This window comes from Brevibacillus daliensis (assembly GCF_021245735.1).
Classification (GTDB): Bacteria; Bacillota; Bacilli; order Brevibacillales; family Brevibacillaceae; genus Brevibacillus_B; species Brevibacillus_B daliensis.
Map to the genome: position 1 here is coordinate 40,218 of NZ_JAJISB010000012.1, position 25,778 is coordinate 65,995.

At 41.8% G+C, this 25,778-nt stretch carries 26 protein-coding genes and 1 riboswitch; of the genes, 20 read left to right on the forward strand and 6 right to left on the reverse strand.

Annotation, left to right across the window (positions count from 1 at the left end; translation table 11 throughout):
- The first annotated feature begins 9 nt into the window (after positions 1–9).
- From LM917_RS24425 to LM917_RS11580, 8 genes are all read left to right on the forward strand, one after another.
- Entirely contained in the window at positions 10–1,647 is a 1,638-nt protein-coding gene (locus LM917_RS24425) for an IucA/IucC family protein (protein WP_255668238.1), read from the forward strand.
- Positions 1,640–1,942 (forward strand): IucA/IucC family C-terminal-domain containing protein, encoded by a 303-nt coding sequence (locus tag LM917_RS24430; RefSeq protein WP_255668239.1) that lies wholly within the window; start codon positions 1,640–1,642, stop codon positions 1,940–1,942. The genes LM917_RS24425 and LM917_RS24430 overlap by 8 nt, the downstream gene beginning before the upstream one ends.
- Positions 1,899–3,143 carry an AMP-binding protein gene (locus LM917_RS11555; RefSeq protein ID WP_232697668.1) on the forward strand — a complete coding sequence of 415 codons (1,245 nt, stop codon included), beginning with the start codon at positions 1,899–1,901 and terminating at the stop codon, positions 3,141–3,143. The genes LM917_RS24430 and LM917_RS11555 overlap by 44 nt, the downstream gene beginning before the upstream one ends.
- Complete coding sequence (gene asbD / locus LM917_RS11560; protein WP_232697820.1) at positions 3,143–3,412, forward strand: petrobactin biosynthesis protein AsbD; 270 nt, start codon at positions 3,143–3,145, stop codon at positions 3,410–3,412. The genes LM917_RS11555 and asbD overlap by 1 nt, the downstream gene beginning before the upstream one ends.
- A 53-nt stretch (positions 3,413–3,465) precedes the next feature.
- Entirely contained in the window at positions 3,466–4,449 is a 984-nt protein-coding gene (locus LM917_RS11565) for a DUF6005 family protein (RefSeq protein WP_255668240.1), read from the forward strand.
- Positions 4,450–4,452: 3 nt separating this feature from the next.
- Positions 4,453–5,313, forward strand: a complete 861-nt coding sequence (locus LM917_RS11570) for a sugar phosphate isomerase/epimerase family protein (protein WP_232697669.1) — start codon at positions 4,453–4,455, stop codon at positions 5,311–5,313.
- A 191-nt stretch (positions 5,314–5,504) separates the two neighbouring features.
- Positions 5,505–5,747 (forward strand): DUF3951 domain-containing protein, encoded by a 243-nt coding sequence (locus LM917_RS11575; RefSeq protein WP_232697670.1) that lies wholly within the window; start codon positions 5,505–5,507, stop codon positions 5,745–5,747.
- Between the two features lie 101 nt (positions 5,748–5,848).
- Entirely contained in the window at positions 5,849–6,676 is an 828-nt protein-coding gene (locus LM917_RS11580; protein ID WP_232697671.1) for an aldo/keto reductase, read from the forward strand.
- A gap of 98 nt (positions 6,677–6,774) precedes the next feature.
- On the opposite strand, the gene LM917_RS11585 is transcribed toward LM917_RS11580, so the two are convergent.
- Together LM917_RS11585 and LM917_RS11590 are read right to left on the reverse strand one after the other, a co-directional pair.
- The gene (locus LM917_RS11585) at positions 6,775–7,446 is read right to left on the reverse strand and encodes a DUF1361 domain-containing protein (RefSeq protein ID WP_232697672.1); all 672 of its coding nucleotides are present in this window, start codon (positions 7,444–7,446) and stop codon (positions 6,775–6,777) included.
- A 252-nt stretch (positions 7,447–7,698) separates the two neighbouring features.
- The gene (locus tag LM917_RS11590; RefSeq protein WP_232697673.1) at positions 7,699–9,273 is read right to left on the reverse strand and encodes an FAD-dependent oxidoreductase; all 1,575 of its coding nucleotides are present in this window, start codon (positions 9,271–9,273) and stop codon (positions 7,699–7,701) included.
- A gap of 341 nt (positions 9,274–9,614) precedes the next feature.
- Positions 9,615–9,658, forward strand: a riboswitch (PreQ1 riboswitch).
- An 85-nt stretch (positions 9,659–9,743) separates the two neighbouring features.
- Between LM917_RS11590 and queC the strand changes: the two genes are divergently transcribed.
- From queC to queF, 4 genes are all read left to right on the forward strand, one after another.
- On the forward strand, positions 9,744–10,394 hold the full coding sequence (gene queC, locus LM917_RS11595) for a 7-cyano-7-deazaguanine synthase QueC (protein ID WP_232697822.1): 651 nt from the start codon (positions 9,744–9,746) through the stop codon (positions 10,392–10,394).
- A gap of 2 nt (positions 10,395–10,396) precedes the next feature.
- Positions 10,397–10,885 carry a 6-carboxytetrahydropterin synthase QueD gene (gene queD / locus LM917_RS11600; protein WP_232697674.1) on the forward strand — a complete coding sequence of 163 codons (489 nt, stop codon included), beginning with the start codon at positions 10,397–10,399 and terminating at the stop codon, positions 10,883–10,885.
- On the forward strand, positions 10,875–11,612 hold the full coding sequence (gene queE / locus LM917_RS11605) for a 7-carboxy-7-deazaguanine synthase QueE (protein WP_232697675.1): 738 nt from the start codon (positions 10,875–10,877) through the stop codon (positions 11,610–11,612). The genes queD and queE overlap by 11 nt, the downstream gene beginning before the upstream one ends.
- Positions 11,613–11,674: 62 nt before the next feature.
- Complete coding sequence (gene queF / locus LM917_RS11610; protein WP_232697676.1) at positions 11,675–12,181, forward strand: preQ(1) synthase; 507 nt, start codon at positions 11,675–11,677, stop codon at positions 12,179–12,181.
- Between the two features lie 372 nt (positions 12,182–12,553).
- Here the strand turns inward: queF and LM917_RS11615 are convergent, their stop codons facing one another.
- Positions 12,554–13,996, reverse strand: a complete 1,443-nt coding sequence (locus LM917_RS11615) for a L,D-transpeptidase family protein (protein WP_232697677.1) — start codon at positions 13,994–13,996, stop codon at positions 12,554–12,556.
- 228 nt (positions 13,997–14,224) lie between these two features.
- On the opposite strand from LM917_RS11615, the gene LM917_RS11620 reads away from it, so the two are divergent.
- Genes LM917_RS11620 through LM917_RS11635 form a run of 4 tightly spaced genes read left to right on the forward strand, consistent with a single transcriptional unit; the run spans position 14,225 to position 18,083 of the window.
- Positions 14,225–15,418 (forward strand): HlyD family secretion protein, encoded by a 1,194-nt coding sequence (locus tag LM917_RS11620; RefSeq protein WP_232697678.1) that lies wholly within the window; start codon positions 14,225–14,227, stop codon positions 15,416–15,418.
- Positions 15,415–16,212, forward strand: a complete 798-nt coding sequence (locus LM917_RS11625; RefSeq protein ID WP_232697679.1) for an ABC transporter ATP-binding protein — start codon at positions 15,415–15,417, stop codon at positions 16,210–16,212. The genes LM917_RS11620 and LM917_RS11625 overlap by 4 nt, the downstream gene beginning before the upstream one ends.
- Positions 16,213–16,223: 11 nt before the next feature.
- Positions 16,224–17,363, forward strand: coding sequence for an ABC transporter permease (locus LM917_RS11630; RefSeq protein ID WP_373688786.1), 1,140 nt, complete (start codon positions 16,224–16,226; stop codon positions 17,361–17,363).
- A gap of 24 nt (positions 17,364–17,387) precedes the next feature.
- Positions 17,388–18,083: a TetR/AcrR family transcriptional regulator gene (locus LM917_RS11635; RefSeq protein WP_232697681.1), complete on the forward strand. Its 696-nt coding sequence runs from the start codon at positions 17,388–17,390 to the stop codon at positions 18,081–18,083.
- A 213-nt stretch (positions 18,084–18,296) separates the two neighbouring features.
- Here LM917_RS11635 and tatC read toward each other — a convergent pair whose 3' ends face one another.
- The 3 genes from tatC to LM917_RS11650 all read right to left on the reverse strand — a co-directional run bounded on the left by tatC (position 18,297) and on the right by LM917_RS11650 (position 21,107).
- Entirely contained in the window at positions 18,297–19,049 is a 753-nt protein-coding gene (gene tatC / locus LM917_RS11640; RefSeq protein ID WP_232697682.1) for a twin-arginine translocase subunit TatC, read from the reverse strand.
- A 129-nt stretch (positions 19,050–19,178) separates the two neighbouring features.
- Positions 19,179–19,412: a twin-arginine translocase TatA/TatE family subunit gene (gene tatA / locus LM917_RS11645; RefSeq protein ID WP_232697683.1), complete on the reverse strand. Its 234-nt coding sequence runs from the start codon at positions 19,410–19,412 to the stop codon at positions 19,179–19,181.
- Positions 19,413–19,463: 51 nt separating this feature from the next.
- Positions 19,464–21,107, reverse strand: coding sequence for a PhoX family protein (locus LM917_RS11650; RefSeq protein WP_232697684.1), 1,644 nt, complete (start codon positions 21,105–21,107; stop codon positions 19,464–19,466).
- Between the two features lie 277 nt (positions 21,108–21,384).
- On the opposite strand from LM917_RS11650, the gene LM917_RS11655 reads away from it, so the two are divergent.
- From LM917_RS11655 to LM917_RS11670, 4 genes are all read left to right on the forward strand, one after another.
- Positions 21,385–22,182 carry a GNAT family N-acetyltransferase gene (locus LM917_RS11655; RefSeq protein WP_232697685.1) on the forward strand — a complete coding sequence of 266 codons (798 nt, stop codon included), beginning with the start codon at positions 21,385–21,387 and terminating at the stop codon, positions 22,180–22,182.
- A gap of 223 nt (positions 22,183–22,405) precedes the next feature.
- Positions 22,406–23,605: an acetate kinase gene (locus LM917_RS11660; protein WP_232697686.1), complete on the forward strand. Its 1,200-nt coding sequence runs from the start codon at positions 22,406–22,408 to the stop codon at positions 23,603–23,605.
- 520 nt (positions 23,606–24,125) lie between these two features.
- Positions 24,126–24,935, forward strand: coding sequence for a pyridoxine/pyridoxal/pyridoxamine kinase (gene pdxK / locus LM917_RS11665; RefSeq protein ID WP_232697687.1), 810 nt, complete (start codon positions 24,126–24,128; stop codon positions 24,933–24,935).
- Positions 24,936–25,439: 504 nt separating this feature from the next.
- Entirely contained in the window at positions 25,440–25,766 is a 327-nt protein-coding gene (locus LM917_RS11670; RefSeq protein WP_232697688.1) for a PadR family transcriptional regulator, read from the forward strand.
- Positions 25,767–25,778 lie beyond the last annotated feature (12 nt).

Sequence of the window (25,778 nt, forward strand, 5' to 3'; positions counted from 1 at the left end):
GGGTACGGGATGGAGCGAACAAGACAAGACCTAACCATACACGATAGGACGGTTGAAGAGGCATTGCGTTCTTTGCAATATGTTCAGGTGAGGAGAAGAGTGTTTCGACAATGTATAGAGTCCTTACTCTATGAGGGAATTATACAGCCTGAGACTGAGCAATCGGGAGAGGAGACAATATATACTCTGCATGGACTTGATGAAGCTGATCAGCCAGTCGCTTATCGCTGTCATGGACGACGCAGTAATACTTTTGGGCGCATTTATCTGCGAATGGAGCCGGTGATGCGTTTAGTAGGAGAGAAAGAGGATGTGCAAGCTCACGAATCAGAGGCAGAATCCCTCACACGTTTTTTAATGGAAGTATTCCGTATCGTTAAGGTTGATGAAAACCAACTCAAATCATTTGCGAATGATCTGGAACAAACTTTATTGAAGGATACACTGGCTCAATACTATCGGGTACAAAATGATATTCGTATGCAGGGGAAAACCTATGATGAGCTGGAAGGCGATCTGATGGACGGTCATCCGTACCATCCTAGCTATAAATCCAGAATCGGTTTCAATTACGTTGATCATTTTTCGTACGGTCCAGAATTTAAGCAGGAAGTCCGCTTTTTTTGGTTAGCCATACACAAACGACATTCACATGTGTCGATCGACCAAGGAAGACAGTATGAACAGCTTCTCTTAGATGAACTAGGCGCCATACAAAAAGAAACATTTCGTGAGGTTATTGTAAATCAAGGATGCGATCCAGAGCAGTATGCGATGGTGCCTGTCCACCCGTGGCAATGGCGCAACCATATAGTGTCTGGGTTTCTACATGATATTCATGAAAAACAGATTCTTTTGTTAGGCGTAGCAGAAGATAGGCACCGTCCGCAGCAATCAATACGGACGTTTGCAAATAAAAGTAACCCAGATAAGCCATATCTAAAGCTCTCGATCAACGTGGTGAATACGTCTGCGGCTCGACACCTCACACCACATTCGTTGGCAAGTTCGCCATTGGTGTCACGTTGGCTCAAGGAAATGACGGACGAAGACACTTATCTATGTGATGAGCAAAAAATAATTATGTTACAAGAGTTTGCAGGCGTAGCGTACGATCCGCCACCGTCCTCGGATCTGGTGGAAATGGTCACATTTGGCGTCATCGGTTGCATGTGGAGAGAAAGTCTAATTCCTCACTTAGAAGAAGAGGAAGATGCGGTTCCCTATAACGCATTAGCAGCCATTGAAGTAGATGGAGTCCCGTTTATTGACCCATGGGTGAAGGAGCAAGGCCTAGAAAATTGGCTGACGAAACTTTTGGAGACAAGTATGTTGCCTGTCGTTCACCTACTGGTAAAGCATGGGATTGCAATGGAGTCACATGCACAAAATATGATTCTCGTTCATCGAAAAGGCGTCCCTACTAGAGTTGCGCTAAAAGATTTCCATGAGGATTTGATTTTCTGCCAACCGTTCTTGCATGAACCTGACAAATGTCCGGATTTTGCAGAGGTACACGAATATTACGCAACAAAGCCAGCTAATACGATGTTTCACATGGACGATGATACATCTACCGTCAGAGATTTGACGCTAGAAACGTTATTCCTCATCAATCTAGGGCCAATTGGCACGGCTTATGGATGAATGTTATGGGTTTGAAGAAGAACGCTTCTGGACGCTTGTCGCAAAAGTATTGGAACATTATCAACAACGTTTCCCTGAGCTGGCAGCAAGGTTCAGTGAATTCGATCTGTTTGTTCCTAGCTTACAGGCGGAAAAACTGACACTGCGAAAACTTCACACGGATAACACGAAATATCACATGCATGAGGTGCCTAATCCTTTATATGAGGCTCGAAAAAGACTACACCAAATGCCTGTAGGGGGTAAAGACCATGTTTACGATAAACCGAACAGACATTTCTTCCTACGAATTTGAATGCCATACGCAGAAATATATGAATATGGAACATTTCCTATCACCTGAGAGAAAGAGATACGCCATCTGCGTAGCTGATCCCCTAACTGTCATTAGTTTAGTTCTATACTTACGTGATCATGATGGCTCTGTCTTACTGATTCATGGCGAGACGCCAATGGAAACTGCCTATCAAATGGCTGTCAAAGCAGAGTGCTATGGACTTGTTTATCAGGACCCTAAAGCTTTTAGAGTAATTGAACCAAGAAGACGGGTAGAAGAGCCATCCATTTATCAATACAGCTCAGGAACAACAGGGGATGCAAAGCTAGTGCAGCGAAGCTGGAAAGAGATTCAGGCTGAAATAGATGCGTATAACAAGCTTTTTCATGCAGATGCTGCATTAACACCGATTGTGCTCGCGTCCGTGACACATTCCTATGGGCTCATTTGCGGCGTCTTGTCTGCTTTGGCACGCGGAAGTAAGCCTTTGATTGTAACACACAAAAATCCGAAGTTTGCTTGGCAAGTGATTCAAGACACACCAGAACATATTGTTTATGGTCTCCCGATCTTTTATCACATTTTGACTAGCTTTACGCGTGAACATCTGCGCTTTCATCGGATTATGACATCAGGTGCTCCAATGCCAGAGGGATTATTTACTAAGCTACAAGGCATGAGCGATGTTTTGATGCAACAATATGGGTGCTCAGAGGCTGGCTGCGTCAGCGTGAGTCAACAAATGATGTCTCATACGGACCTTGGGAAGCCGCTGTCTCATGTGACATTGACGGCGGGCACGAACGATGAACTACCTGCCGAGATTATCATTACGAGTGAAAATAAACAGATCGCAACGCAAGATTTGGGTTTTTGGACAGAAACGGGACGTATTCAGTTTGTGGCGCGTATGGATGATGTCATCAACGTGTCGGGGCTAAAGGTGTTTCCTCTAGAAGTAGAGGATGTTATACAAAAAATGGTCGGGATTAAAGAGGTTGTTGTTTATCGTGGGCGCCATCCGGTTATGGGAGAGATCGTGCGGGCACAGGTCGTTACGATGATTGGAGTTACGCCTGAGCAGATCAGAGAATGGTGCCAAGACCTGTTGCCAGGGTACAAGGTTCCATTTGAAATCAAGTGCGTGACGAGCATTCCTAAAACACCCACTGGAAAAATTAGTCGTAGATTGTTAGAAATGGGGGACATTTCTGTATGATGCGCAGGGAACGTATGAAGCAAGTCTATGAAATTATGACGAAGAAATTAGAATTGTCGCATATTGGGGCGTTAGATGAATCTATGCGGTTACAAGAAGACCTGCATATAGATTCCATCATGCTATTGCAGTTGATTGTGTATATCGAAGAGGATTTGCAGGTAGTGGTGCCAGCGAATGAGCTAGACTCACGAATCTTTCAGACAGTCGGAACACTTGTTACGTTTATTGAACAGCTACAGCCTGTGACGACCGCAAATACACGCTAACGTTACGACGGCCGCTAGGAAGTGCCTATACTTACATCGAGCGGAGGATAAAGATGATTAAAGTCCATTGCATCATTTCTTGCTTATGTGAAGTGGTTAAGCGTTACACAAAAATAGATTACCGTCCCTATTACTTCGGTGTCTGGGATTCTGAGTATTCCATTACAGAGCAAGGTGCTGTTACATATTACATCGACGACCATAGTTCTATCATCGGTGGTTTTGAGAGTTTATTCCAAGCGAAAGTAACGGAATGGTATGACCATTCAAAAGACAAAGAGTCGAATCTACACACATTTTTACAACTGATTGATCAGCGGACCGAGGATCAATTTGTGCTTGTACAGATCGATATGTCGCTGATTCCAGAGCGGGACAATAAATTTTCACTTAAACCATTTCCTCATTTTCTCATGATCACAAAGACAGATCGGGAAGACGAATACTTCATGTTTGACCCTGACTTTCGCTGGGAGGGGAATGTGAAGAAGGAGTCAGTGATTCAAGCGATTTTGGAAAATCCGTTTGGTGGTGGTTTCTTGCTGGATGCAAGTGAGATTAAGGAACCGACCCATGAAATGATCCATGACTATTTCTATGAGATGCTAAGAAGCGACCATAATCCGTTTACACATCAGTTGAAAGAATTGATTATAGATATGGCGGAAGAGCGTAACGGATATAATTTGGACATGTTATTACCTGCTGTGAAACAAGTAAAAGTGATCGCGATTCGTAAATACAGTTACGAGTATGCGTTTCAATATTTGAAAGATTACTTACAATACCATCAAGATGAGTTTTTGCGTTGGGCTTATAAGGTGGAAGATATTTATCAAGGCTATATGACTGCCCAGTATCTGGCGGTCAAAATGTCGATGACGAAAAATATGGCGTTGCTACCTCCGATCATCGACGCACTCGATGAGATTGATGTGATTGAGCTTGAAGTAAAAGCAGAGTTAGAGCGTCAGTTTGTTCGATGGACGCAAATGGATAAAAATCTGGTTCAAGTTGATGAAAAAGGGTGGAGGTAGGGAATGAAATTATCATTGTGCACGATATCATTTCGTCATCAGCTCATCTCTTTTGCAGAGATCGTGAAGTTTGCTAGGCATCATCAGTTTGACGGTATTGAATTGTGGGGAGTTCATGCGCAACATTTGTATGATTGGGATCAGGCTGGGGCCTTTGAACAACTACAAGTTCTAAAAAATGAGGGCATGAAAATTTCCATGCTCAGTGATTATTTAGACATTTCAGCCCCAGACAATTTTTTGCGCTCGTTAGAGAAAGGGAAACGATTGATTGCACTGGCTCATTGGCTAGATACAAAGCATCTGAGAACTTTTGCAGGACAAAAACCGAGTGAAGCGATATCTCCAAATGAACGCAATCAATATGTTCATCATCTGCGCATCTTATGTGAGCTATGCTATGAAAACGGAATCGAACTCTTGCTCGAAACGCATCCAAATACGCTTACAGATAATTTGTCGTCGACGCTCGCCTTAGTAAAAGAAGTTAACCATCCTACCCTTAAAATTAATTTAGACTTCCTGCATATTTATGAATCAGGTGCCGATCCGATCGAGAGCTTTCATCAATTGAAGCCGTGGGTTGCTCATTATCATTTGAAAAATATAACTTCCAAGGATCATTTCTCAGTGTTCGAGCCACACAATGTGTATGCACCAAGCGGCATTCGTGAAGGGATGGTATCTCTAGGTACAGGTGTCGTAGATTACGGCTCTATCTTAGAGACGATTTCAGATACAAAGTACTTTGCCTCCATCGAATGGTTTGGGCAAAGTCCAGCGCGTGTATTAGAGGAAGAGATGGAATGGCTGCGAAGGCAAATTCCTTTTGAAAACCATTCGCTTGTTCAGACGATTAATTAGGTCGTGAGTAAATAATTCCCGGCAAATAGGGCGACAACTAAAACTAAAACTAAAACAATAAAAGCCAACGTGAAAGGACTTTCCCAGTAGAGGGCATCCAACACGATTGGCTTTTTTGCTTTTTAGTTACGGACAGTCTATCATTAGAAGAATTACAAGATTGAATTATTAGAAATCTAGGGGTAGATACAATGAGTGACCTTGGACTTAATATCCTTCCCATAGCCTTCGGATTAGGCTTGATTATACTTTTGGGAATCGTAGCCTTCAAAATGTTTGTAAGAAAACAGGATGTTTCTCCACGCTATACTCCTTTCGATGAAATAACGGGGAACACAGCAAGGGCCTTCTATGAAGAAAAAGAGCTGAAAGAGGAGCAGAAGGAATCTGGTGACGACGATGAGCCGCCATATTTCTTAAGCAAAAAGAAATAACCGAAATACAAGATAGCTATCATCAAACTGGTTTATTATCCGATATTGGTTAATATAGATAAATAAATAAGTACACCCATAAACGAAACGGAGGGCATCAGATGAAGCGAGCATTAACCGATGGAGTAAAACTTCATAATGGTATTATTAAACCCTGGATTGGTCTTGGTGTTTACAAAGCCGAAGAAGGTGCCGAAGTTGAGTTTGCTGTAAAAACAGCATTGGAATTGGGCTATCGTAGCATCGACACTGCTTCTGTCTATGAAAATGAAGCAGGAGTAGGCAAAGCAATTGAGCAAAGCGATGTTCTCAGGAAGGACATTTTTGTAACAACAAAGGTATGGAATACAGATCAAGGTTACGACGCAACGATGAGTGCTTTTGAAACAAGTCGTACAAAGCTTGGACTGGAATATATCGATCTGTATTTGATTCACTGGGCAGTTCCAGGCATGTACAAAGAGACATGGAAAGCGTTGGAGAAACTATGTAAAGACGGATATGTACGCGCCATTGGTGTGAGTAACTTTCATATTCATCATCTAGAAGATTTATTACAGGATTGCGAGGTTAAACCGATGCTGAATCAGGTAGAGCTACAGCCGTTCCTGACGCAAAAAGAGTTGCTTGCCTACTGTAATGAGCAACAAATAGCAGTAGAAGCGTGGCGCCCCCTTATGCGTGGGAATCTAGATGTACCTCTGATTAAAGAGCTTGCCGCCAAGTATGAAAAAACGCCTGCTCAGATCGTCCTGCGGTGGGATATTCAAAATGGCGTACTTGTTCTTCCGAAATCGGTTAATCGAGAACGAATTGAGGAAAACTCGCAGTTATTTGATTTTGAATTAAGCCATGAAGATATGCAAAAGATAGATGGGTTAAACAGTAATAAACGTTTTGGACCAGATCCTGATACCAAGACATACTAGCATACTAACACATAACTGTCCTCTTCCGTCAGAAGCTCCTTTGCTTTTGAGAGAGGGCAGTTTTTTGTTCCATTATGGTTTGTCAGTTGAAGCTAAAGTTACCATCGTTTTTTAAAAAGCGAGCAAAAAATGAGATAAAACAGCGGATACGTCAGCATGAGAAAAACGGAAAAACTCCCCATAAACAGCATACCTTCATTGCTGATTAGACCAATGATAGAATCTGCGATGATTTGCCCAGGTTGGTGTAGAATATCCCAACTGTTAAATCGCTCAAACCGTCCCAAATAAACCCCAAGTGCAGTCAACAATTGAATGATGAAGGCAAAAATCCAGCCTGTCATCTCGTTCCAGTTTTCTTTCACGATGGTTTGGATCATGGCTAGTGATAAGAAGCCGAGTGCAACTCCTGTAAAAGCAAAGGTAAAATTAAGAATGACATCATAGTAGATAAAAAAACGTGTATCCATATATGTGAGATGAACGATATCGGTCACAATATATGTTGCGTTAGGTAAGAATAGTAGCCAAATAAGCCCAACAGACATCATGGAGAGCGTGATTCGTTCTTTTTTACTCCACCAATATATAAGTAGCATAGATAGCAAAAATGGAATCCAGGCTAATACGAGATTGAGATAAAGCAACCAACCAAAAGTAAAATAACCCGTTGTAAGAAAGCGAAAACCCCAAAGAATCGCACCACCAAGCGAAGCTAGACCCATAACGAAAAACAGTCGAATCAACAGAGGCGTAATAAGATAAGTCATGGTAATCTCCTTTTACAGTATGTGGTAATTTGCTTATTTTAGTATAGCCAACCACTGTATCATCGTCAAAATTTTCCGGGAAATAAACAGGGATAGTAAATTAAATTCCGTTGTTACGTGGAAATCTAGATGTAACACTGCGTAAGAGCTTGCAAGCAAATAGTAAAAAACACATTATTTGAAAAACTGTCCTCTCTAATTTGGCAAGCTATATGTAGCTTGTGTTGGAGAGGACACTTATTTATTTTAAGTTTACACGGCTCCTATTTTTGCCCAATACAGTTCAATTCCTTGCTGAGTTAACAACAATTGATAAGCTTTTCGCTTCGCTTCATCTGTAAGGACTTCACGAGGTTTGTAGCCTTTTTCTAAGCAAAAAGCAGCCAATATTCCTACTGCCTCGCCGATATTCCATTCTACAGGATGTAGACGATAGCAACCGTTGGTAATATGTGTTGTTCCGATGTTTTTGCAAGCAGGTAGCACGTTTTCTACTCGAATTGGAATCAAACTGCCAAGAGGAATCTGGAAGGGATAGGTGGAAACATCGATGTAATTCACCCCTTCTGTGGTAGGATGCAGGTCGATGCGATAACTTCCAAGTCCGACCGTATCTACAAACGGAATGGCTCCCTGATTATCACGAATATCCACACTCACATGCTGCTCTAATACGGTAAACTCTGCTTTTATACGTCGAGATTCCCTGATATATGGGTATTTAGCTAAACCGTCGGTAGTACCTACTACATCTTTTCGAAGTCGAAGCCCGGGATATCCCACTCCACCATCGGGACGTGGAAGCTCCATCTGCATCCAATACAACAAGGATAAGCTCAATTGCTTGGCCTCATACAGGTTCTTCTCAATTTCTTCATTGCTTACTTCGTAGAGTGGAGCTAACCAGTAGTCATTTTGTGGCCAGTTAACCAATGTGATATCACTTGGAAAAGTACCTTCTTTAAAGTAGCGTTTGTCAACGGTTCGACGGTAGGTAAAGAGTGAGAATTTGCTTGTTCCTTCAAAAAGTTCATATTGGATAGGCTCAAGTGTTCGAGGGTCAGCAGCTGTAAAACTAAGTTGTTTATCTGGCCAAAAATCTGGCTTATAGGAACGCCAAAAATCGTAATCAGTTGGTTTATCAATTATATGGGATTCACCTTCCATATAATCCATGGCAAAAACAAAGGTGGAAGCTTGGATATTAAGAGGCCTTGATTCACCGACCACTGCATGAGGTTCACCTGTCTCTTGCTGTGACTCAGCTCCTGTTACATATTCAATACCAGCTAACGGTAACAGATCACCGCACTCAGTAGCATCTAGAAAGTAAGGAGCACGAATAGTAAAGTGGTTACCATCTTCCAGTGAGCAAAGCGTTACGGTATAGACGGAATCAAGGTCAGTCTCAGCTTTTACCAGTTTGGTACGCAGTAGGATTATAATTAGACCACTGTGTACATAAGGGGCAAGCATCTGCTCCATTACGGAGAGGTAAACGCGAGGGTCAGCACACAGGCGACTCACGCTACCGTTTCCTGGGTCAAAATGGACGATTTGTCTAGCATCTGCTGTCAGAGGGAAGTGCTGACGATAATAATTTCGAACACCTTCACGGAATTGGCGATAGGTTTGGGTGCATCCGAATTGCTCAATCCAGCGATGCTCATCTGGTGGAACAGCTTGACTGGTAAACTGACCGCCAATCCAGTCTGTTTCTTCCGTCATAATTACCTTTTTACCTAGCCTGGCAGCACCGAGAGCAGCAGCAACTCCACCTGTACCACCGCCAATAATGGCAACTTCTGTTTCCATGTCTTGTAGCATATTGCATCTCCCTTCATTTTCAGAGTAGAACCATTTATTGTTATCCGTTTGGTTTGGATTACACCAAACGTTGGTTCACCAACGTCATGAGAGAACAGATCGCCAATAAGATAAAACATGAGATAATATCTATCTTTTTTACAGGATGTGGAAATTAATTTTAAGTATAAACAACAATCCATCTATAGTCAAAAATTTCACATAAATGCAAAATTTATACCTTTTTATTATTGATAGGAAAGCAGAAAAATTATCCTTCGTTTCTAATCCGAAAAAATCGTATAATAGAGAAGTTACTTCTTATCGCAGAAGTATCACCAGAAGAAATCCATGCAACCTGCATGGGAGAGGTTCGCGAACTCCCTCTATAAAAAACTACCTGGATAAAGTTAATTAGAACAGTTCAAGAACTCTCTTTCTTCGTACATCATTGAAGATTTTTCTTCAAGAACAAGAAAGGGATGGATCAGATGAAAAAGGAAAAAGCGGTTGTTGTATTTAGCGGAGGACAGGACAGTACGACGTGTCTGTTCTGGGCGTTGAAACAGTATGGTGAGGTAGAAGTAGTCACTTTTGATTACGGACAACGCCATAAGCTGGAGATTGAGTGTGCCAGTCAGATTGCAAAAGAGCAGGGTGTCAAGCAAACCATCATGGACATGAGTTTGTTGAACCAGCTTGCGCCGAATGCATTAACTCGGGATGACATTGCGATTGAACAGGAAGATGGGGAGGTCCCCACCACGTTTGTGGATGGTAGAAACCTGCTCTTTTTGTCGTTCGCTGCGGTTTATGCCAAGCAAATAGGCGCAAGACATATCATTACAGGCGTTTGTGAAACCGATTTTAGCGGATATCCAGATTGCCGGGATTCTTTTATTAAGTCGCTGAACGTCACGTTACAACTAGCGATGGATTATCCCTTTGTTATCCACACACCGCTTATGTGGTTAAACAAGGCAGAGACCTGGAAGTTAGCTGACGAACTAGGAGCATTTGACTATGTACGTGAAAAAACCCTGACATGCTACAACGGAGTGATTGGCGATGGTTGTGGCGAGTGCCCAGCTTGTCAATTACGTTCAGCAGGATTAACCACCTATCTGAAGGAGCGAGCATAATCATGGGACAGTTCTATGATTTTCGCATTGTTGACCGTTTGCAGACCTATGGGGAAGATATCCAATCCAATCAGCTTCGTTATCATCGTAAACGGGTACTTGTCAGTAAGGAGTTTACCTTTGATGCAGCTCATCATCTGCATAATTACGAAGGGAAATGTAAGAACCTGCATGGACATACCTACAAAGTTATCTTTGGGATAAGCGGCAAGCCGAATGAAATTGGGATTACCGTCGATTTTGGCGATATAAAGACAATTTGGAAAGAACAGATCGAGATTTATCTCGATCATCGCTATATTAATGAGACCCTACCACCGATGAACACAACTGCGGAAAATATGGTAGCGTGGATCTTTGAGAGAATGGAAGCTGCTTTGCATGAGATACCTGCTTACCAGGAGCAAGGTGTTCGTGTTGAATTTATTCGTTTATTTGAGACTCCCACCAGTTATGCCGAGATAAGACGGGAGTGGATGTATGATGAGTAACATTCCAGTGTTGGAGATTTTTGGACCTACCATTCAAGGAGAGGGAATGGTCATCGGACAAAAAACAATGTTTGTCCGCACCGCAGGCTGTGATTATCGCTGTAGCTGGTGTGACTCCGCCTTTACCTGGGATGGATCGGCCAAGGATCAGATCAAAATGATGTCAGCAGAAGAGATTTGGCAGGAGCTGAAAACACTTGGAAGTAACTGTTTTTCGCACGTTACGATCTCTGGAGGAAATCCACTGTTACTGTCCGCCTTGGATGGATTGGTTGACCTACTCCATAAAGAAAACATTCGCATTGGCATAGAGACACAGGGGAGTAAATGGCAGGATTGGCTAATAAAAGTGGATGATATTACGATATCCCCTAAACCACCCAGTTCAGGAATGGTAACCGTGTACGAGATTCTGGATGACATGGTAGAGAAGCTAAGTCAGCCTTCTATGCAAGGGAACGTAAGTATGAAAGTGGTTATTTTTGACGAGCAGGATTTCGAATATGCCAAATCGCTGCATCAACGTTATCCGAAAGTCCCTTTTTTCTTGCAGGTAGGTAATGCTGAGTTGGCGGATATAGAGACAGATCGAACTGCCTTGTGTGATCGACTGCTTACATCGCTTGAGTGGTTGATAGATAAGGTTGCTCTCTCTCCTGAGTTAAATGATGTAAGAGTATTGCCTCAGCTACACACCCTTCTCTGGGGGAATAAGCGTGGCGTATAACGAATAACGATGTGACTAACCAATGGGACGGATCTACCTACAACTAAAAGGAGTGAAGCAACATGAATCATGAGTCCAATGAGAAGGACAAGCAACTAGCGAATTTAACCCTATTGGGCAATCAGAATACCAAGTATCATGATCGATATAATCCAGAGGTACTTGAGACATTTATGAATAAACACCCATACCGTGATTACTGGGTAAAATTTAACTGTCCCGAGTTTACAAGCCTTTGCCCAATTACAGGTCAGCCTGATTTTGCGACGATTTATATTAGCTATATTCCTGGAGAAAAAATGGTAGAGAGCAAATCTTTGAAGCTATATCTGTTCAGCTTCCGCAATCAGGGTGATTTCCATGAGGATTGCATGAATATTATCATGAATGATCTGATCAAGCTGATGGACCCGCAATACATCGAGGTGTGGGGTAAATTCACTCCGCGTGGAGGTATCTCTATTGATCCATATTGCAACTATGGAAAGCCAGATACCAAGTATGAAGAGATGGCTTCCTTTAGATTGATGAATCATGACATGTATCCGGAGAAAGTGGATAATCGATAGATAAATAGTTTTAGATAAAAGCGGTAAACTCCTTGTTGTCATCAATAAGGGGGTTTACCGTTTTTTGATATTCGTTACTGTAGTGGGTTGCAGTGAAAAAAAACAAACAACACCAAAAATATGAAAAACCAGCTTCTCTTTTCACACAGAGCGTCTTGGCGAAGCCCGACTCAGCGGAGCACTATTCATCGGGATTAAAAAGCGAAACCCAGCAAGTCTTACAGTGAATACATCGTTTTGAGCTTTCCCGATGAATAGTACGGAGCGGACAGTCTAACCCCTTGCGGGGCGAAGACTCTTAGCGAGGGGTGAAAAGAGAAGCTGGTTTTCTCCACGAAAGTAGGATTAAATTTTTTATAAAGTGTCAATCCCCTAATGAAGCCACGAATATACCACCTCCGGTGTCTCCTCATCTGCTCCTGCTGGTAGCAGGAATGGTACTGAATTATTCCATTGGCGTATAGATGGCGATTGACTTGAAATGATGAGTTCGGTACCTGGTGAGACGAAGCTATACAGTTCTTCCACATTTTTATTATGCAAACGTACACAGCCTAGCGAGACAGAGTGCCCAATACTTTCAGGATGATTCGTTCCGTGGATGGCATAACCACTATTTAAAAAGGTTAAACCTCGGGTACCGTAAATATTGTCATGTCCTTTTGGACGATTAATTTTTTGCAAAATTGTAAAATGTCCCTTCGGAGTTGCATTATTTTTTCCAAGTGCAACTGGATATCTACGTACCAGATGAGAGCCACTCATTAATGACATGGTATGGGTTGCTTGATGTAAATGAATCTGTAAAGGCTCAAGAGGTGTAGTCGGTTCAGGATATCCTGGTAAAGGAAGCACCTCTTTCATGCTGTTCCAGGCATCATTAGAACGGAAATAGGAAGGGCGATATAAATACGAAATGGAAGAAGACTCCTTTTTAACTACAGATAAAGACTGAAGCAACGGAATCTCGGGTAGCGCATTTGTCGGAAATGGACCAGCGAGATCGGATAAACGCTTAGGTAATTGACCCGTTTTCTGATAATGGCGATACAGCGAATTACGGAGTGTTATTATGTGCTCCAGTATGCGCTGTTCATGTGCCAGATCAATCTTTGCCTTGTGTACCAGTTGATCTTGTTCACAAATACATGCCTTATTAAACCATTTTTGCTCAAGAACTTTCCGTTTTACTGGATCATATCGTAGTACCCCATATATCTCTTTTGGATGAAAAAAAGGTAACGGTGTAAATAGTGGTACACCTGCCTTTTCTGGAACAACAATAATGGAATAGGGCCTATTAAGTAAGGGACGATGTGGATCTATATAACGTAGTACCTGGGCACTAAGCTGTTCTGGACTCAGTCCGTTCGGTACAGCGATTACTTCTACATGTGATGGATCGCCAGGAAAGTTGGGTAGTGCAGATAGATTTTGCTGAAGAGCACTCTTTGTATCTGGATCTGTTAATGGGCTTGGTACCATCCATAGCAAAGAATAGAGAAAAAAGAGAGCTGTAAACAAGGAGCGCAATTTTTGCATAAGCCGTTGATGTTTTCGCTTCCGAAGCAGATTATGATAGGCTTCTAGCGCATCTACCTGGAATGAATCAGATTCGGCATGCACGGACTCTCTGTAGGCTTCCAAAGCTTTTTCATTATTCCCTTGTTGTTCATACTCACGACCGAGATGATACCAGCCAATTGACATGTCGGGATGATGCTCAGTAAACCAGCGGTAAAAAGTGAGATCGCCTTGCTCTGGATATTTCATGTGGAATAAACTTTTTTCCTGAAAAAAGAGTACTTTTCCCACGTGCCCTCCTCCTCTCCTCAGTGAAAGTATCGGTAAAATAAGCATTTCATGTGAATATTGTGAGTTTGGAATGAGAAGGATTTATCTTTCATGCTGTGTGCTTTTACATCGCTGTCGAAAAAAATACATGGAAAAGAAATAATCATCCTATCAATTAATACTGCTTTGGAATACAATAATGAGTGAGTACTCACATCAATTTTATATCATTTATCGGAGGTACCTACCATGAAGGCAAATCAAATGTTATTTCAGTTCTCCATTCTTTGCCTTACCTTTGCTCTTTCTGCTTGTTCTCTGCAGGATGATATGTATGTATATTCTGGTACGTTAGAAGCAGATGAGTTACCGATTATTGCAGAGGTAGGTGGAAAAGTAGAGAGCATTTCTGTTGATGAAGGAACTAAGTTATCAACGAATCAGGAACTTATTCAACTAGATTCACGAAGCTATGAGCTTAGTGTTATGGAGGCAGAAGCGGCTCTGGTACAGGCAACAGCCAAGCTGGAGGAAGCACAAGCAGGTAACAGAAGTCAGTTGGTTCAAAAAGGAGTAGCAGGAACCGCATCAGCAGAAGCAGGTGTAAAAATGGCTGAGACGAGGGGAAAACAGGCTGAAACCAGTTTGGAACGTGCAAATAAGCAAGTCGCTCAAGGTGAGCAGCTTTTAGCAGGTGCCAAAAAAACGCTGCAATATGAACAAAAACGTCTCCAAGATGCAGAAAAACTGTTTCAGTCAGGAGCCATGACGAAAAGAGAAGTGGACGTACAAGCAGAGCTAGTTAACAAAGCAGAAACACAGGTTGCCCAGTTAACTACTCAATTAGAAATGACGAAGACCCAGTTAATAGTTGCTACACAGGATGTGGAAGCGGCCAACGTGCAGGTCGCAACAACAAAGGCACAGCGAGATGTTGCCTACGCTGACCTGGATTTATTACAAGAAGGAAGTACCGATTATCAATTGAAAAGTCTCTTGGCTGCACAAAAACAAGCGTCAGTTAAATTGGATAACGCAAAGCTCCAGCTAGAAAAAACGAAGCTGGTTGCACCAGAAAACACGATTGTGTTACGTAAAAACGTCACAGCAGGGGAAGTAGTAAAGCCAGGCGCTACCGTCTTTACATTAATGAAGCAGGATAAGCTAGAGGTAAAAGTATATGTGCCAGAGGCAGAATTGGGAAAAGTGAAAGTGGGACAAAAAACAAGCATTAAGGTAGATGCATATCCAGATGAAGTTTTTTCAGGGACGATTCAACATGTCTCAGATAAGGCTGAATTCACCCCGAAAAATGTCCAAACCAAAGATGAACGAACCAAGATGGTTTTTGCTGTTACGATCCAGGTAGAGGAAGGATTGGATCGACTCAAACCGGGCATGCCAGCAGATATATTGCTTGAGGATGGGGTGCAGACACCATGAGCAGTGAAGTGTTTGCCATTACCAGTGAAAATTTGACGAAAAAATTTGGCGATAGAGTGGCGGTTAATCAGTTGTCTCTTTCTATTCGGAAGGGCTCCATCTATGGCTTTCTAGGTCCAAATGGATCGGGAAAAACAACGACGATCCGTATTCTGTGCGGTCTATTGGCAGCTACTTCAGGTAATGGAACAGTTTTGGGTTTTGATGTAATGACCCAGAGTGAGGAGATTAAAAAAAGAATTGGTTACATGTCACAAAAGTTTAGTCTATATGAAGATTTAACAGTAAATGAGAATCTTAACTTTTACGCAGGTATCTATGGAATTCGTGGACAGCAGAAGGAGAAGAGAAAAAAGGAATTACTTGAGATGGCAGGATTAATCGGGAGAGAAGATCAACTGGCAGGTTCCTTATCTGGTGGCTGGAAACAGCGCCTGGCCTTATCCTGCGCTTTGTTGCATGAACCGGAAGTACTCATTCTTGATGAACCCACGGCAGGCGTAGACCCGGTATCCAGAAGGATTTTCTGGGATACGATTCACCAGCTTGCGAAGCAGGGGATCACCGTTCTTGTCACCACTCACTACATGGATGAGGCACAGACCTGTGACTGGATTGGCTTTATCTTTTTCGGTAATATGCTGGCTCAAGGGACTCCAGAATCACTGATCCAAGAATATGGCGGTGAAAATTTGGAAGATGTGTTTATCATGTTAGTAGAACAAGAAGAACGTAGAGTAAGCGGTGCTGATCAGAAAACATCAGTTTCGGGTGAAGTAGGTGGCAACCGATGAAGCGAAATCGCTTGGATCTATTCTCAATGGGGCGCTTTTTATCTATTGTAAAAAAAGAAATTATTCAATTTAAACGAGACAAACCAAGCTTGGCAATTGCCTTAGCTATGCCGATCATGATGTTGATGTTATTTGGTTATGCCATAAGCACAGATGTGGAGAACATTAAAACCACTGTCTGGGATCAAAGCAGATCTGCTGACAGTAGGGATGTCATCGCCAGTCTGGAGCACACACAATTGTTCGAGGTGGTATCCTATTCGTTAAGCGAACAGGAGGTAGAAGATCAAATTGATCAGGGCAAGGCTGATGTGGCGCTCATTATTCCGCCTGATTTTGCTCATAAAAGAGATAACGATGAACCAGTTGCCCTACAAATGCTGATAAATGGCTCTGATCCAAATATTGCAAGAACAGCAACGGCTAATGCACAATTAATTATTCAACATAAAGCTCTAGCTGTTCAAGAGAAGATATTGGCGTCAAAAGGGATGGGTGAACTAGAACAACCTATGAGTCTGGAAACACGAGTCCTGTTTAACCCGGATATGGATAGCAATGTGTTTAATATACCTGGATTAATTGGTCTTATTATGCAGAACGTAACAATGATTTTGACAGCTTTTTCGCTGGTTCGTGAAAAGGAAAAAGGAACGATGGAACAGCTGAATGTAACTCCCATTAAACCAGTGGAACTGTTTCTAGGTAAGATTACTCCTTACTTTTTTATTGGGATGTTTTCCTTTTTGGTTGTCTTGATCCTTGGCATTTACTGGTTTCATGTACCAGTTAAGGGAAGCATGTCACTTCTCGTTACGCTATCCGGGATGTTTTTAATTACGACGTTAGCTCTTGGAATGTTTGTCTCCATTATTTCTAAAACGCAGTTGCAAGCGATGCAGTTGGCATTTGCCTTTATTTTGCCTAGCGTACTGCTCTCAGGTTTTCTATTTCCGCGCGATACGATGCCAATGGTGATACAATGGATTGGGGCTATTGTGCCACTCACCTATTATTTGGAGATTTTGCGTGGTATTTTCCTGAAGGGTGTCGGCGTGGAAGCACTGTGGCAAGATATAATCAACTTGATGATTTTCTTCGTGTTACTGCTGTCCATAGCCGTCTTGCGTTTCCGTAAAAAAGTTGAGTAAAAGAGTGCTGAGGTGATAACAATCATGCAGGAGAAGGAACAGGAAGAAATGCAGATCGATCATGCTCTGCAAGCATTCTTTAATGAATATAAAGATGTAGAGGACATGACAGAAAAGCAGCGCAGGATCATGCAGGCTTCTGTTAAGCTATTTGCTTCAAAAGGATTTCATGCCAGTTCAACGTCAGAGATAGCAAAGGAAGCGGGCGTAGCAGAAGGGACGATTTTTCGTTATTACAAATCAAAAAAGGATATCCTGATCGCTGCTGTGGCACCTGTATTGATCAAGTTTGCCAAGCCCTTTATCTTTCGGGATATCTTTAAAATCTTGGAAGAAGCAAACAAGGATAACAAGCCATTTGAAGAAGTTTTAATCAAATTGATAAACAACCGATTTGAGCTACTAGCGATGAACATGAAACATTTTCGAGTTTTGCTACAAGAAGCATTTTTTCATGAAGAGTTGAGGGAAGCCGTTCTTACATCCATTAGTCTTGAAGCGAAGAAATTAGGGCAGCAGTTTGTGAAGCAACGAATTGATAGCGGTGAGTTGCGTAACCTGCCTCCTGAAATCATTATTCGGGTGGCTGTATCTAGCGTGATGGGAATTTTGCTGTTTAAGCATGTGGTGGACCCTGAGGAATACAGTCAGTACAGTGATGAAGAGCATATACGGATGACAGTCGATATCTTAATGAATGGTATCAAGGCAAGGTCATAACTAAGCCGTAGTGGAAACAAAATCGGATATCTGAATGCGGAAGAATTATGGGAATATACGAGGAAAGTTTTGAATCGGATACGATAAAAAATAGCGGTTGGCTTCACTGGCCAGATGCTAGTAGAAGCCAACCACAAAGTATCTAACGAATCAATTTACTACCTATATAAGACACCGCCCAAAAGTCCATTCAAATTAATGGCAACCCTCAACTTAACTCACATTTGCTTGTAACGACAGTTCTTCTCCCTCTTTCTCTTTTTTTCGATATATCATTTTAGAAATCCCCACACTAACCTCATACAACCCAAGTAAGGGTACAATCACCAGAATATCCGTCACCAGATCAGGAGGTGTAAGCGTAATCGAGATGATCGACAGGATAAAATAAGCAGGTTTGCGCCATTTGGCTAACCGATGAGGATTGACGATACCAAGATGGCTGAGAAAAAGCACGACCAGGGGCAGTTCAAACAAAAACGAAAAAGGAAAACAGAAAGCAAGCATGAACGAAAAGTAATCTTTTGCTGTTATGAGTAACTCAAAGTTATTATTGGACAAGCCCAATACGAACTTATATACCATTGGGAACAATACGAAGTAAGCAAACAGTGCTCCGCTTATAAACAACAGAAACAGCGCAGGTATGTACATCAGCGTAATCTGTCGTTCTCGTTTCGTTAAAGCAGGCACGACAAAACACCAAATTTGGTGGGCCGCGAACGGAATGGTAAGGGCAATGGCTGACCAGCTTGCCAGTTTCATATAAATAGAGAGAATGTCGGTAGGGCCCAATATAGCCAGTTTTTCTTCTGCACGGCTCGATAGGAACAGATAGATATGATCAACAAAGAGAAAGCTCACGATAAAACCAAGCACAAAGGCAATCACGACATGAATAATCCGCTTGCGCATGTCAGTGAGATGACCGATGATGTGGGTCTGATCAGACGTGGGCATAGACATAGGTCGAGACCTCCTTTAAATCGTACAGATACCAGGTACAAAGCTAATGTGTATTTCCTGCATATCGACACAACATACAGAAAAAGACAGTGACACTATCCCCTCACCGCCTTTTTCCTTTGTCACTTTTTACTTGTCAACGGTTGACGCTACCGCAACTTGCGAAGAGCTACCTTCTTGCTTTTGCCGGGCAGCATCCTGCTGTGGCTCCTCGTCTTTCGTCAGATCCTTGGCAGCTGATTTGAATTCCGTCAGTGTGCGCCCAAATGCTCGACCGATCTCTGGAAGCTTGCTAGGACCGAATATGACAAGGGCAATGATGAGAATCAGAATGAGCCCCGGTATTCCGATGGTTGATAGCATGTGTGTCCTCTCCTTTCGTGTCGAAAGCTAATCCGTATTGTAGGTTTTCTTTTAGAAACCTGTGATTGCGATAACGCCAGGAAGGGCATGAGCTGCCTTACCATGCGGCCATTTGCTGGTTGGTTTATCGTAGGAAGTCAGGTTTTCACCAGGATGCTGAACAGCCATGAATAACGTTTTTTCATCTGGAGTGAACCAAGGTCCGGTCATTTCTGCGCCGACTGGTGCGGAAGCGAATTGACTTGCTACGCCTTTTGCCTCTCCTGATGTTGGGATAAAGAATACCCCATTGTTACCAAAGGATTTATAAATACCCTCATTGGTTGAAGTAGAAGAAATGTCCGTTACAACCCATAGGTTACCAGCACTGTCGAATGCCATGTTATCTGGGGCTGCGAAGCCACTCTGTGGACCGCCGGTAGCAAAGATTTCAAAACTGAATGCTTCACCAGCATGGTTATTATCTTTTTCAAACATACGCATGATATGACCGTAAAAATTACTATGGTTCTTGTTATTAGTTAGGGCGATGAAAATGGAGCCATCGATTGGATGAACCTCTACATCTTCTGGGCGATCCATCGGTGTACCACCAACAATTTTAGCTGCTATACGACAATTAATCAGTACATCTGCTTGTGAGGTGAAGACTGTTTTTTTCTTGTCATCTACAGCTTTTTGTAAGGCTTCCGACTTGGTATAATCAAGAGCAATCCATTTACCTTTAGAGAAGTTGGCAACATAGAGCGTTCCTTCTTCCAGAAGCTTGGAGTTGGCTTTACCTTTTGCTGCATCATATTTCCCTTTGGAAACATATTTGTATACATATTGATCGGTAGCATCATCACCCATGTAGACAACCAATTGACCAGTAGTAGCAATCGTCATAGCGGTATTTTCATGAGAGAAGCGGCCAAGTGCTGTATGTTTTACAGGTGTAGATTTTGGATCGAATGGATCTACTTCGATCACCCAGCCATAATGAGTCGGATTAGTGAGCTTACAATCGCCAACGACGTCCATATAATTCTCTTCACAGGATAAAATGGTGTTCCACAGCGTCACACCGCCTGAGCAATTGGCGAAGGTTCCAATTACTTCTTTTGCAACGCCGGATGCAGGGCCAGTCAGCTTGAGAGGAGTAAGTCCGCTTACACGACGACCATACTTGGAGCTTTCTACCAGTTGCCATTTTCCGTTCTCATTCTTGATTTCAATAATGGAGCCGCCTAGCACATACAGGTATTTTTTGATCTGCTCGGCTGTGCGTAAATTTTTATCTGGATCACTCTTAAGTGCGTCATATCCATTTACATAAAACTCAAGCTCACCGCAATATTCATGGTTAACCCACAATAATCCGTGATCTTTTTTTCCTTCAAAAGGAAGAAAACAGGTGAAGTCTGCATTGAAACCGAATGTGTCGCCACTTTGATTGATTTTGTCCCCATATACGGCAATGACATCATAACGGTATCCATCAGGTAGGACTACATCATCCTTGTTGGTAGATGCAATTGGATTAAATTTTGCCTGAAAGGTTTGAGGTGCTTTATCTAAACCAAAAAGATGATCTGCCGTTTTACCAGAAATACTTTCTCCTTTTGCCAAGGCAGGAATACCTGTTGCTAAAGATGCAAGAGCTGCGGTTCCAGTACCGAGAAAGGTCAAAAATTGACGACGGTTTACTTCCATTTAGGGTATCGCTCCTTTTAATTAGAAGGATTGTTTTCAGTTCCATTCTAACTTTCCAAATTTTTAAAAGGGTTAAGCGAGGATGAAGAGTTGTTTAAAAGAAGACGATAATTACTAAGGAATGATGAAGGTAACTTTACGTAAGAATGGTAAATTTGACTAAAAAAACGGTAGTTTTTGTAGGTAAGTATTGGACCTATAATCTTTTACAAGGCAAAAACAATTTGTAAAGAATATTAAGAAACGTACCTTTAGTATGGAAAGGAAGAATAATCACATGAAATCGTGGTACTCCCAAAAACTAGCCCTTGATCAAGCATATAAAAATAGTATTTCCCAGCGAATTGAACGTGAGTGGGGAGCTATTTTTTGCAATGAAAGTAATCCTAGCTTCTATGATGCCAATCATGCTGAGATAATGGCGCCCGTAACGAACGCCGAAGAGGTTGTTAGGGAGGTTATTTCTTTTTTCGAAAGTCGCCAAATCATTCCACGTTTTTACATATATCATCCTGAACAATGTGCTGACTTACTTGGGAGCTTATCTTCCCGTCACTTTACATTTGAGGAATTCGAAGATAGATTACTGGTATGGAATGGGCTGGTAACGATTCAACCTCCAGATATGAGTGTGGAAATTGAGCGAGTAATTACTGAGAATGAACAAGCGGCGTGTCAGGTTATTAGCGGTACGCCAGAGTTAGGCAGTGAGGATATGCGTAAAATTGCATTTGCTGCCGAAAGAAGTAACCCAGTATATTCTCATTACCTGCTTCGCTATGAGGGAGAGCCTGCTTCTTGTGCTTGTCTGATACGTTCTGAGGACGCTATCAGTTTGGAAAATGTAGCCACTTTACCTGCTTTTCGGGGAAAAGGATTGATCCGGCACCTCATTTCTTACATGCAACAAGAGGTAGCGAAACAGGGAATAAACTCATTTTTTGTCTCACCAATTAATGAACGTGTGGGAAGGGTTTATGAGAAATGTGGATTTGAGCCAATAGGGGAGACTTTACGAACGGCGCATGCTTTCCGAGGTGGGAAAAGTGTGAGTGAAATAAGAGGGAATAGTTGAATAATAGAAGTAGCACGCTCATTCTACAGAAAAGTAGAGTGAGCGTATTTTTTTGGGCATACTAAAAGAGAGACTTATGGGAAAAATCTGAATAACTTGAGACAAATTCACATAATAACTATTTCGTGCTAATGTATATTAGGTTAGGTAATTATTAGTGTCTTTTTTGCTAATAAATAAGAAATGTTAATAAAAAGAAATTAGGATAGGTGAAGGTGATCATATGGCAATTGTATTATCAGTTAACTCTGGAAGCTCTTCTCTAAAATACCAACTATTCGACATGCCGTCTGAGCGTGTGTTGGCAAAAGGTCTAATGGAGCGTATCGGCATGAAAGACTCACTGTCTTCATTCCAAGTAGGGGAAGGCGAAAAAATTAAAGAAACGCTGGACCTAGCTGACCATAATGTAGCAGTAAAAAAACTGATCTCCCTTTTGACTGATCCAGAAAAAGGTGCGATTAAAGATATTAATGAACTAGATGGCGTTGGTCATCGTGTCGTTCATGGTGGAGAAACATTTAAAGATTCTGTTTTGGTAAGTGACGAGGTGTTGGCTGAACTTGATACGTTGTCTGAACTAGCTCCGTTGCACAACCCTGCAAATATCATGGGTATTCGTGCATTCCAGGCACTTATGCCAAATCTGCCAGCTGTAGCAGTATTTGATACAGCTTTCCATCAAACAATGCCAGAAAAAGCATATATGTACAGCATTCCTCGTGAATACTATGAAGAGTACGGTATCCGTAAATATGGTTTCCACGGTACTTCTCACAAGTATGTCATGCAGCGTGCGGCAGAAATGTTGGATCGTCCAGCAGAAAAACTGCGTCTGATTAGCTGCCACTTGGGTAATGGAGCTTCTTTGTCTGCGATTTATCATGGTGAATCTATCGATACATCCATGGGTTTCACACCGCTAGCTGGTCTTACAATGGGAACTCGTTCTGGTGATATCGACGTAGCGCTAATTCCTTACCTACAAACAAAAACAGGAAAAACTGTTGAAGAGCTTGTAGATGTATTGAACAAGAAAAGTGGTTTGTTAGCAGTATCTGGTCTATCCAGTGACCTTCGCGACATTGAGTCTGCTGCTGAAGAAAATAATGAACGCGCAGAGCTTGCGCTTCAAATTTTTGTAGAAAAAATCCGTAACTACATCGGTTCATATGCGATGCAAATGAACGGTGTTGATGCGATTATTTTCACTGCAGGTATCGGTGAAAATAGCTCTACCATCCGTGACCGCGTATTGGATAAGCTTGAGTGGATGGGTGTTTACTTTGATCGCTCTAAAAACAATGTTCGCGGTGAAGAGACTGATCTAACTTTCGATCACTCCCCAGTAAAAGCGTTCATCATTCCTACTAACGAAGAGGTAATGATTGCTCGCGATACAATGAAATTTGGTAATCTGTAAAACTAGCGTTAGGTAAAACAAAGCCTGAATACGGACATCACGTCTGTGTTTGGGCTTTTTTGTGTTGATACGTATGAAAAACAACCTTTAGTGGTCTTGCAAAAGAAGCACACTTTTTGTCTGTGAACTTGTTAAGGTCCCGCAAGGAACGAAGGCTGTCCGCTACACAATAAAGAGTGCGGAAAGTGCAAAATGATGGGAACGCTACGCAGTATCTCATAGGTTGCACTATTTATTCCGCACTCTTTATTGTGTAGCTAGGTAGGACCTTAAATAGTTCTGGACAAAAATGTGCTTCTTCTGCCAAGGGCTGTAGAGGATAAATAAAATCAATAGCTTTTAGAAAATAATCTACAGCATGAAAAGAGAAGCTGGTTTTCTCCACGATAGCAGGAAGAATTCGACCAAACTTCTAAACTGAAAAATTTAGACTTCTATGTTTTTACATTTAGGTTTACAATAAAGAGAAATTAGTTTACTTATTTTTGAGAACCAGCAGTTTGAGGAGGCCAATCACAATATGAACATGCACAAGGCACTAACCATAGCAGGATCAGATAGTAGTGGTGGAGCAGGAATTCAAGCGGATCTTAAAACGTTCCAAGAACGTAATGTATATGGAATGTCATCTGTTACTGCCCTGGTATCAATGAATGAGAACTGGGCCCACCTGGTTCACCCGATCCCTTTAGAAGTAATCGAAGCACAATTGGAAACGACTCTTCACTACATTGGTGTAGATGCGCTAAAGACAGGAATGTTAACATCCAAAGATGTAATTGAACTGGCTGCACGCAAGATCAAAGAATATAACGTAACGAAGGTAGTAGTTGACCCTGTTATGATTTGTAAGGGTGATGACACGGTTCTTCTTGATGAGGAGTCCATCAAGGCAATGCGCGAGGAGCTGATTCCAACAGCAATGGTAGTAACGCCTAACCTGCCAGAAGCAGCGTTTTTGAGTGGAGTAAAAATTACAACACTGGAAGATATGAAAGAAGCAGCGAAAAAGATTCATGAAATGGGTGCCAAGTACGTCTTGATTAAAGGCGGTGGACGTCTGGAAGACGCACAAGCAGTAGACTTGTTGTTTGATGGTGAGAGCTTCGAAATATTGGGGACAGAAAAAATCGATACTACTTATACACATGGTGCAGGTTGCACGTACTCTGCTGCTATCACAGCTGAACTAGCTAAAGGAACTGAGGTAAAAGAAGCAGTTCGTACAGCTAAAGCATTCATAACAGCAGCTATTAAAGATGCTTTCCCACTAAACGCACATGTTGGTCCTACTTGTCATGCGGCATATCGTTTAATTGGAACCAAATAAGAAACGAACAAAAGACTAATAAATGTGTACAAACCCTGTTTTCTCCCATTACGGAGGAAGACAGGGTTTTTTTACTGTATCATAGAAGTTTTTCTTACTGGTTCAGAAGGTTTCATTACTATTTTCAAAGAATGAGTGCAGAGAACTTTTTCTTTAAAGATATAGTACGTGATAAAAAATAGAAACTATCCCCCATATATAGGACATCTCGGCTGGGTGTCTATTCAAAACCCGCGTGAGGGAAACTGGGACGAACTGACCGAACTGATCCAAGAAGCATATTTACGCGCCGCACCAAAGCGTTTGGTAAAGGAATGGATTGAGCGTAATAAGAAGTGAGTTTTTACTAACTACGAGGAAGAGAGTCACTGATTGGTTACAATTTTATTTAACCCCGTCCTTACTTGGACGGGGTTATTCGCATTTGAGATTTTACCATTGATCATCACATTACTTTGACAGTAATAGTAATGTGATATATACTGTATTTCAGGAGGTGTAGTAATGAAGGGTAAGATATCCTCTGATCTATTAAGAGGACATACAGATACGATTGTTTTGGGCATATTAAAAAACTCAGATAGTTACGGCTACGAAATAAGCAAGATCATTACTGAAAAAAGTGAAGGTCAGTATGAGCTAAAGGAAGCGACCCTCTATTCAAGTTTTCGTCGATTAGAAAAGGACGGATATATAACTTCTTATTGGGGTGATGAAACCCAAGGTGGAAGAAGAAAATATTATAAAGTTACATCAGCTGGAGAAACACTTTATCTCAGAAATAAAGCGGATTGGGAATTTACCCAAAATATTATCAACAAATTATTATAGGAGGTGTACAAC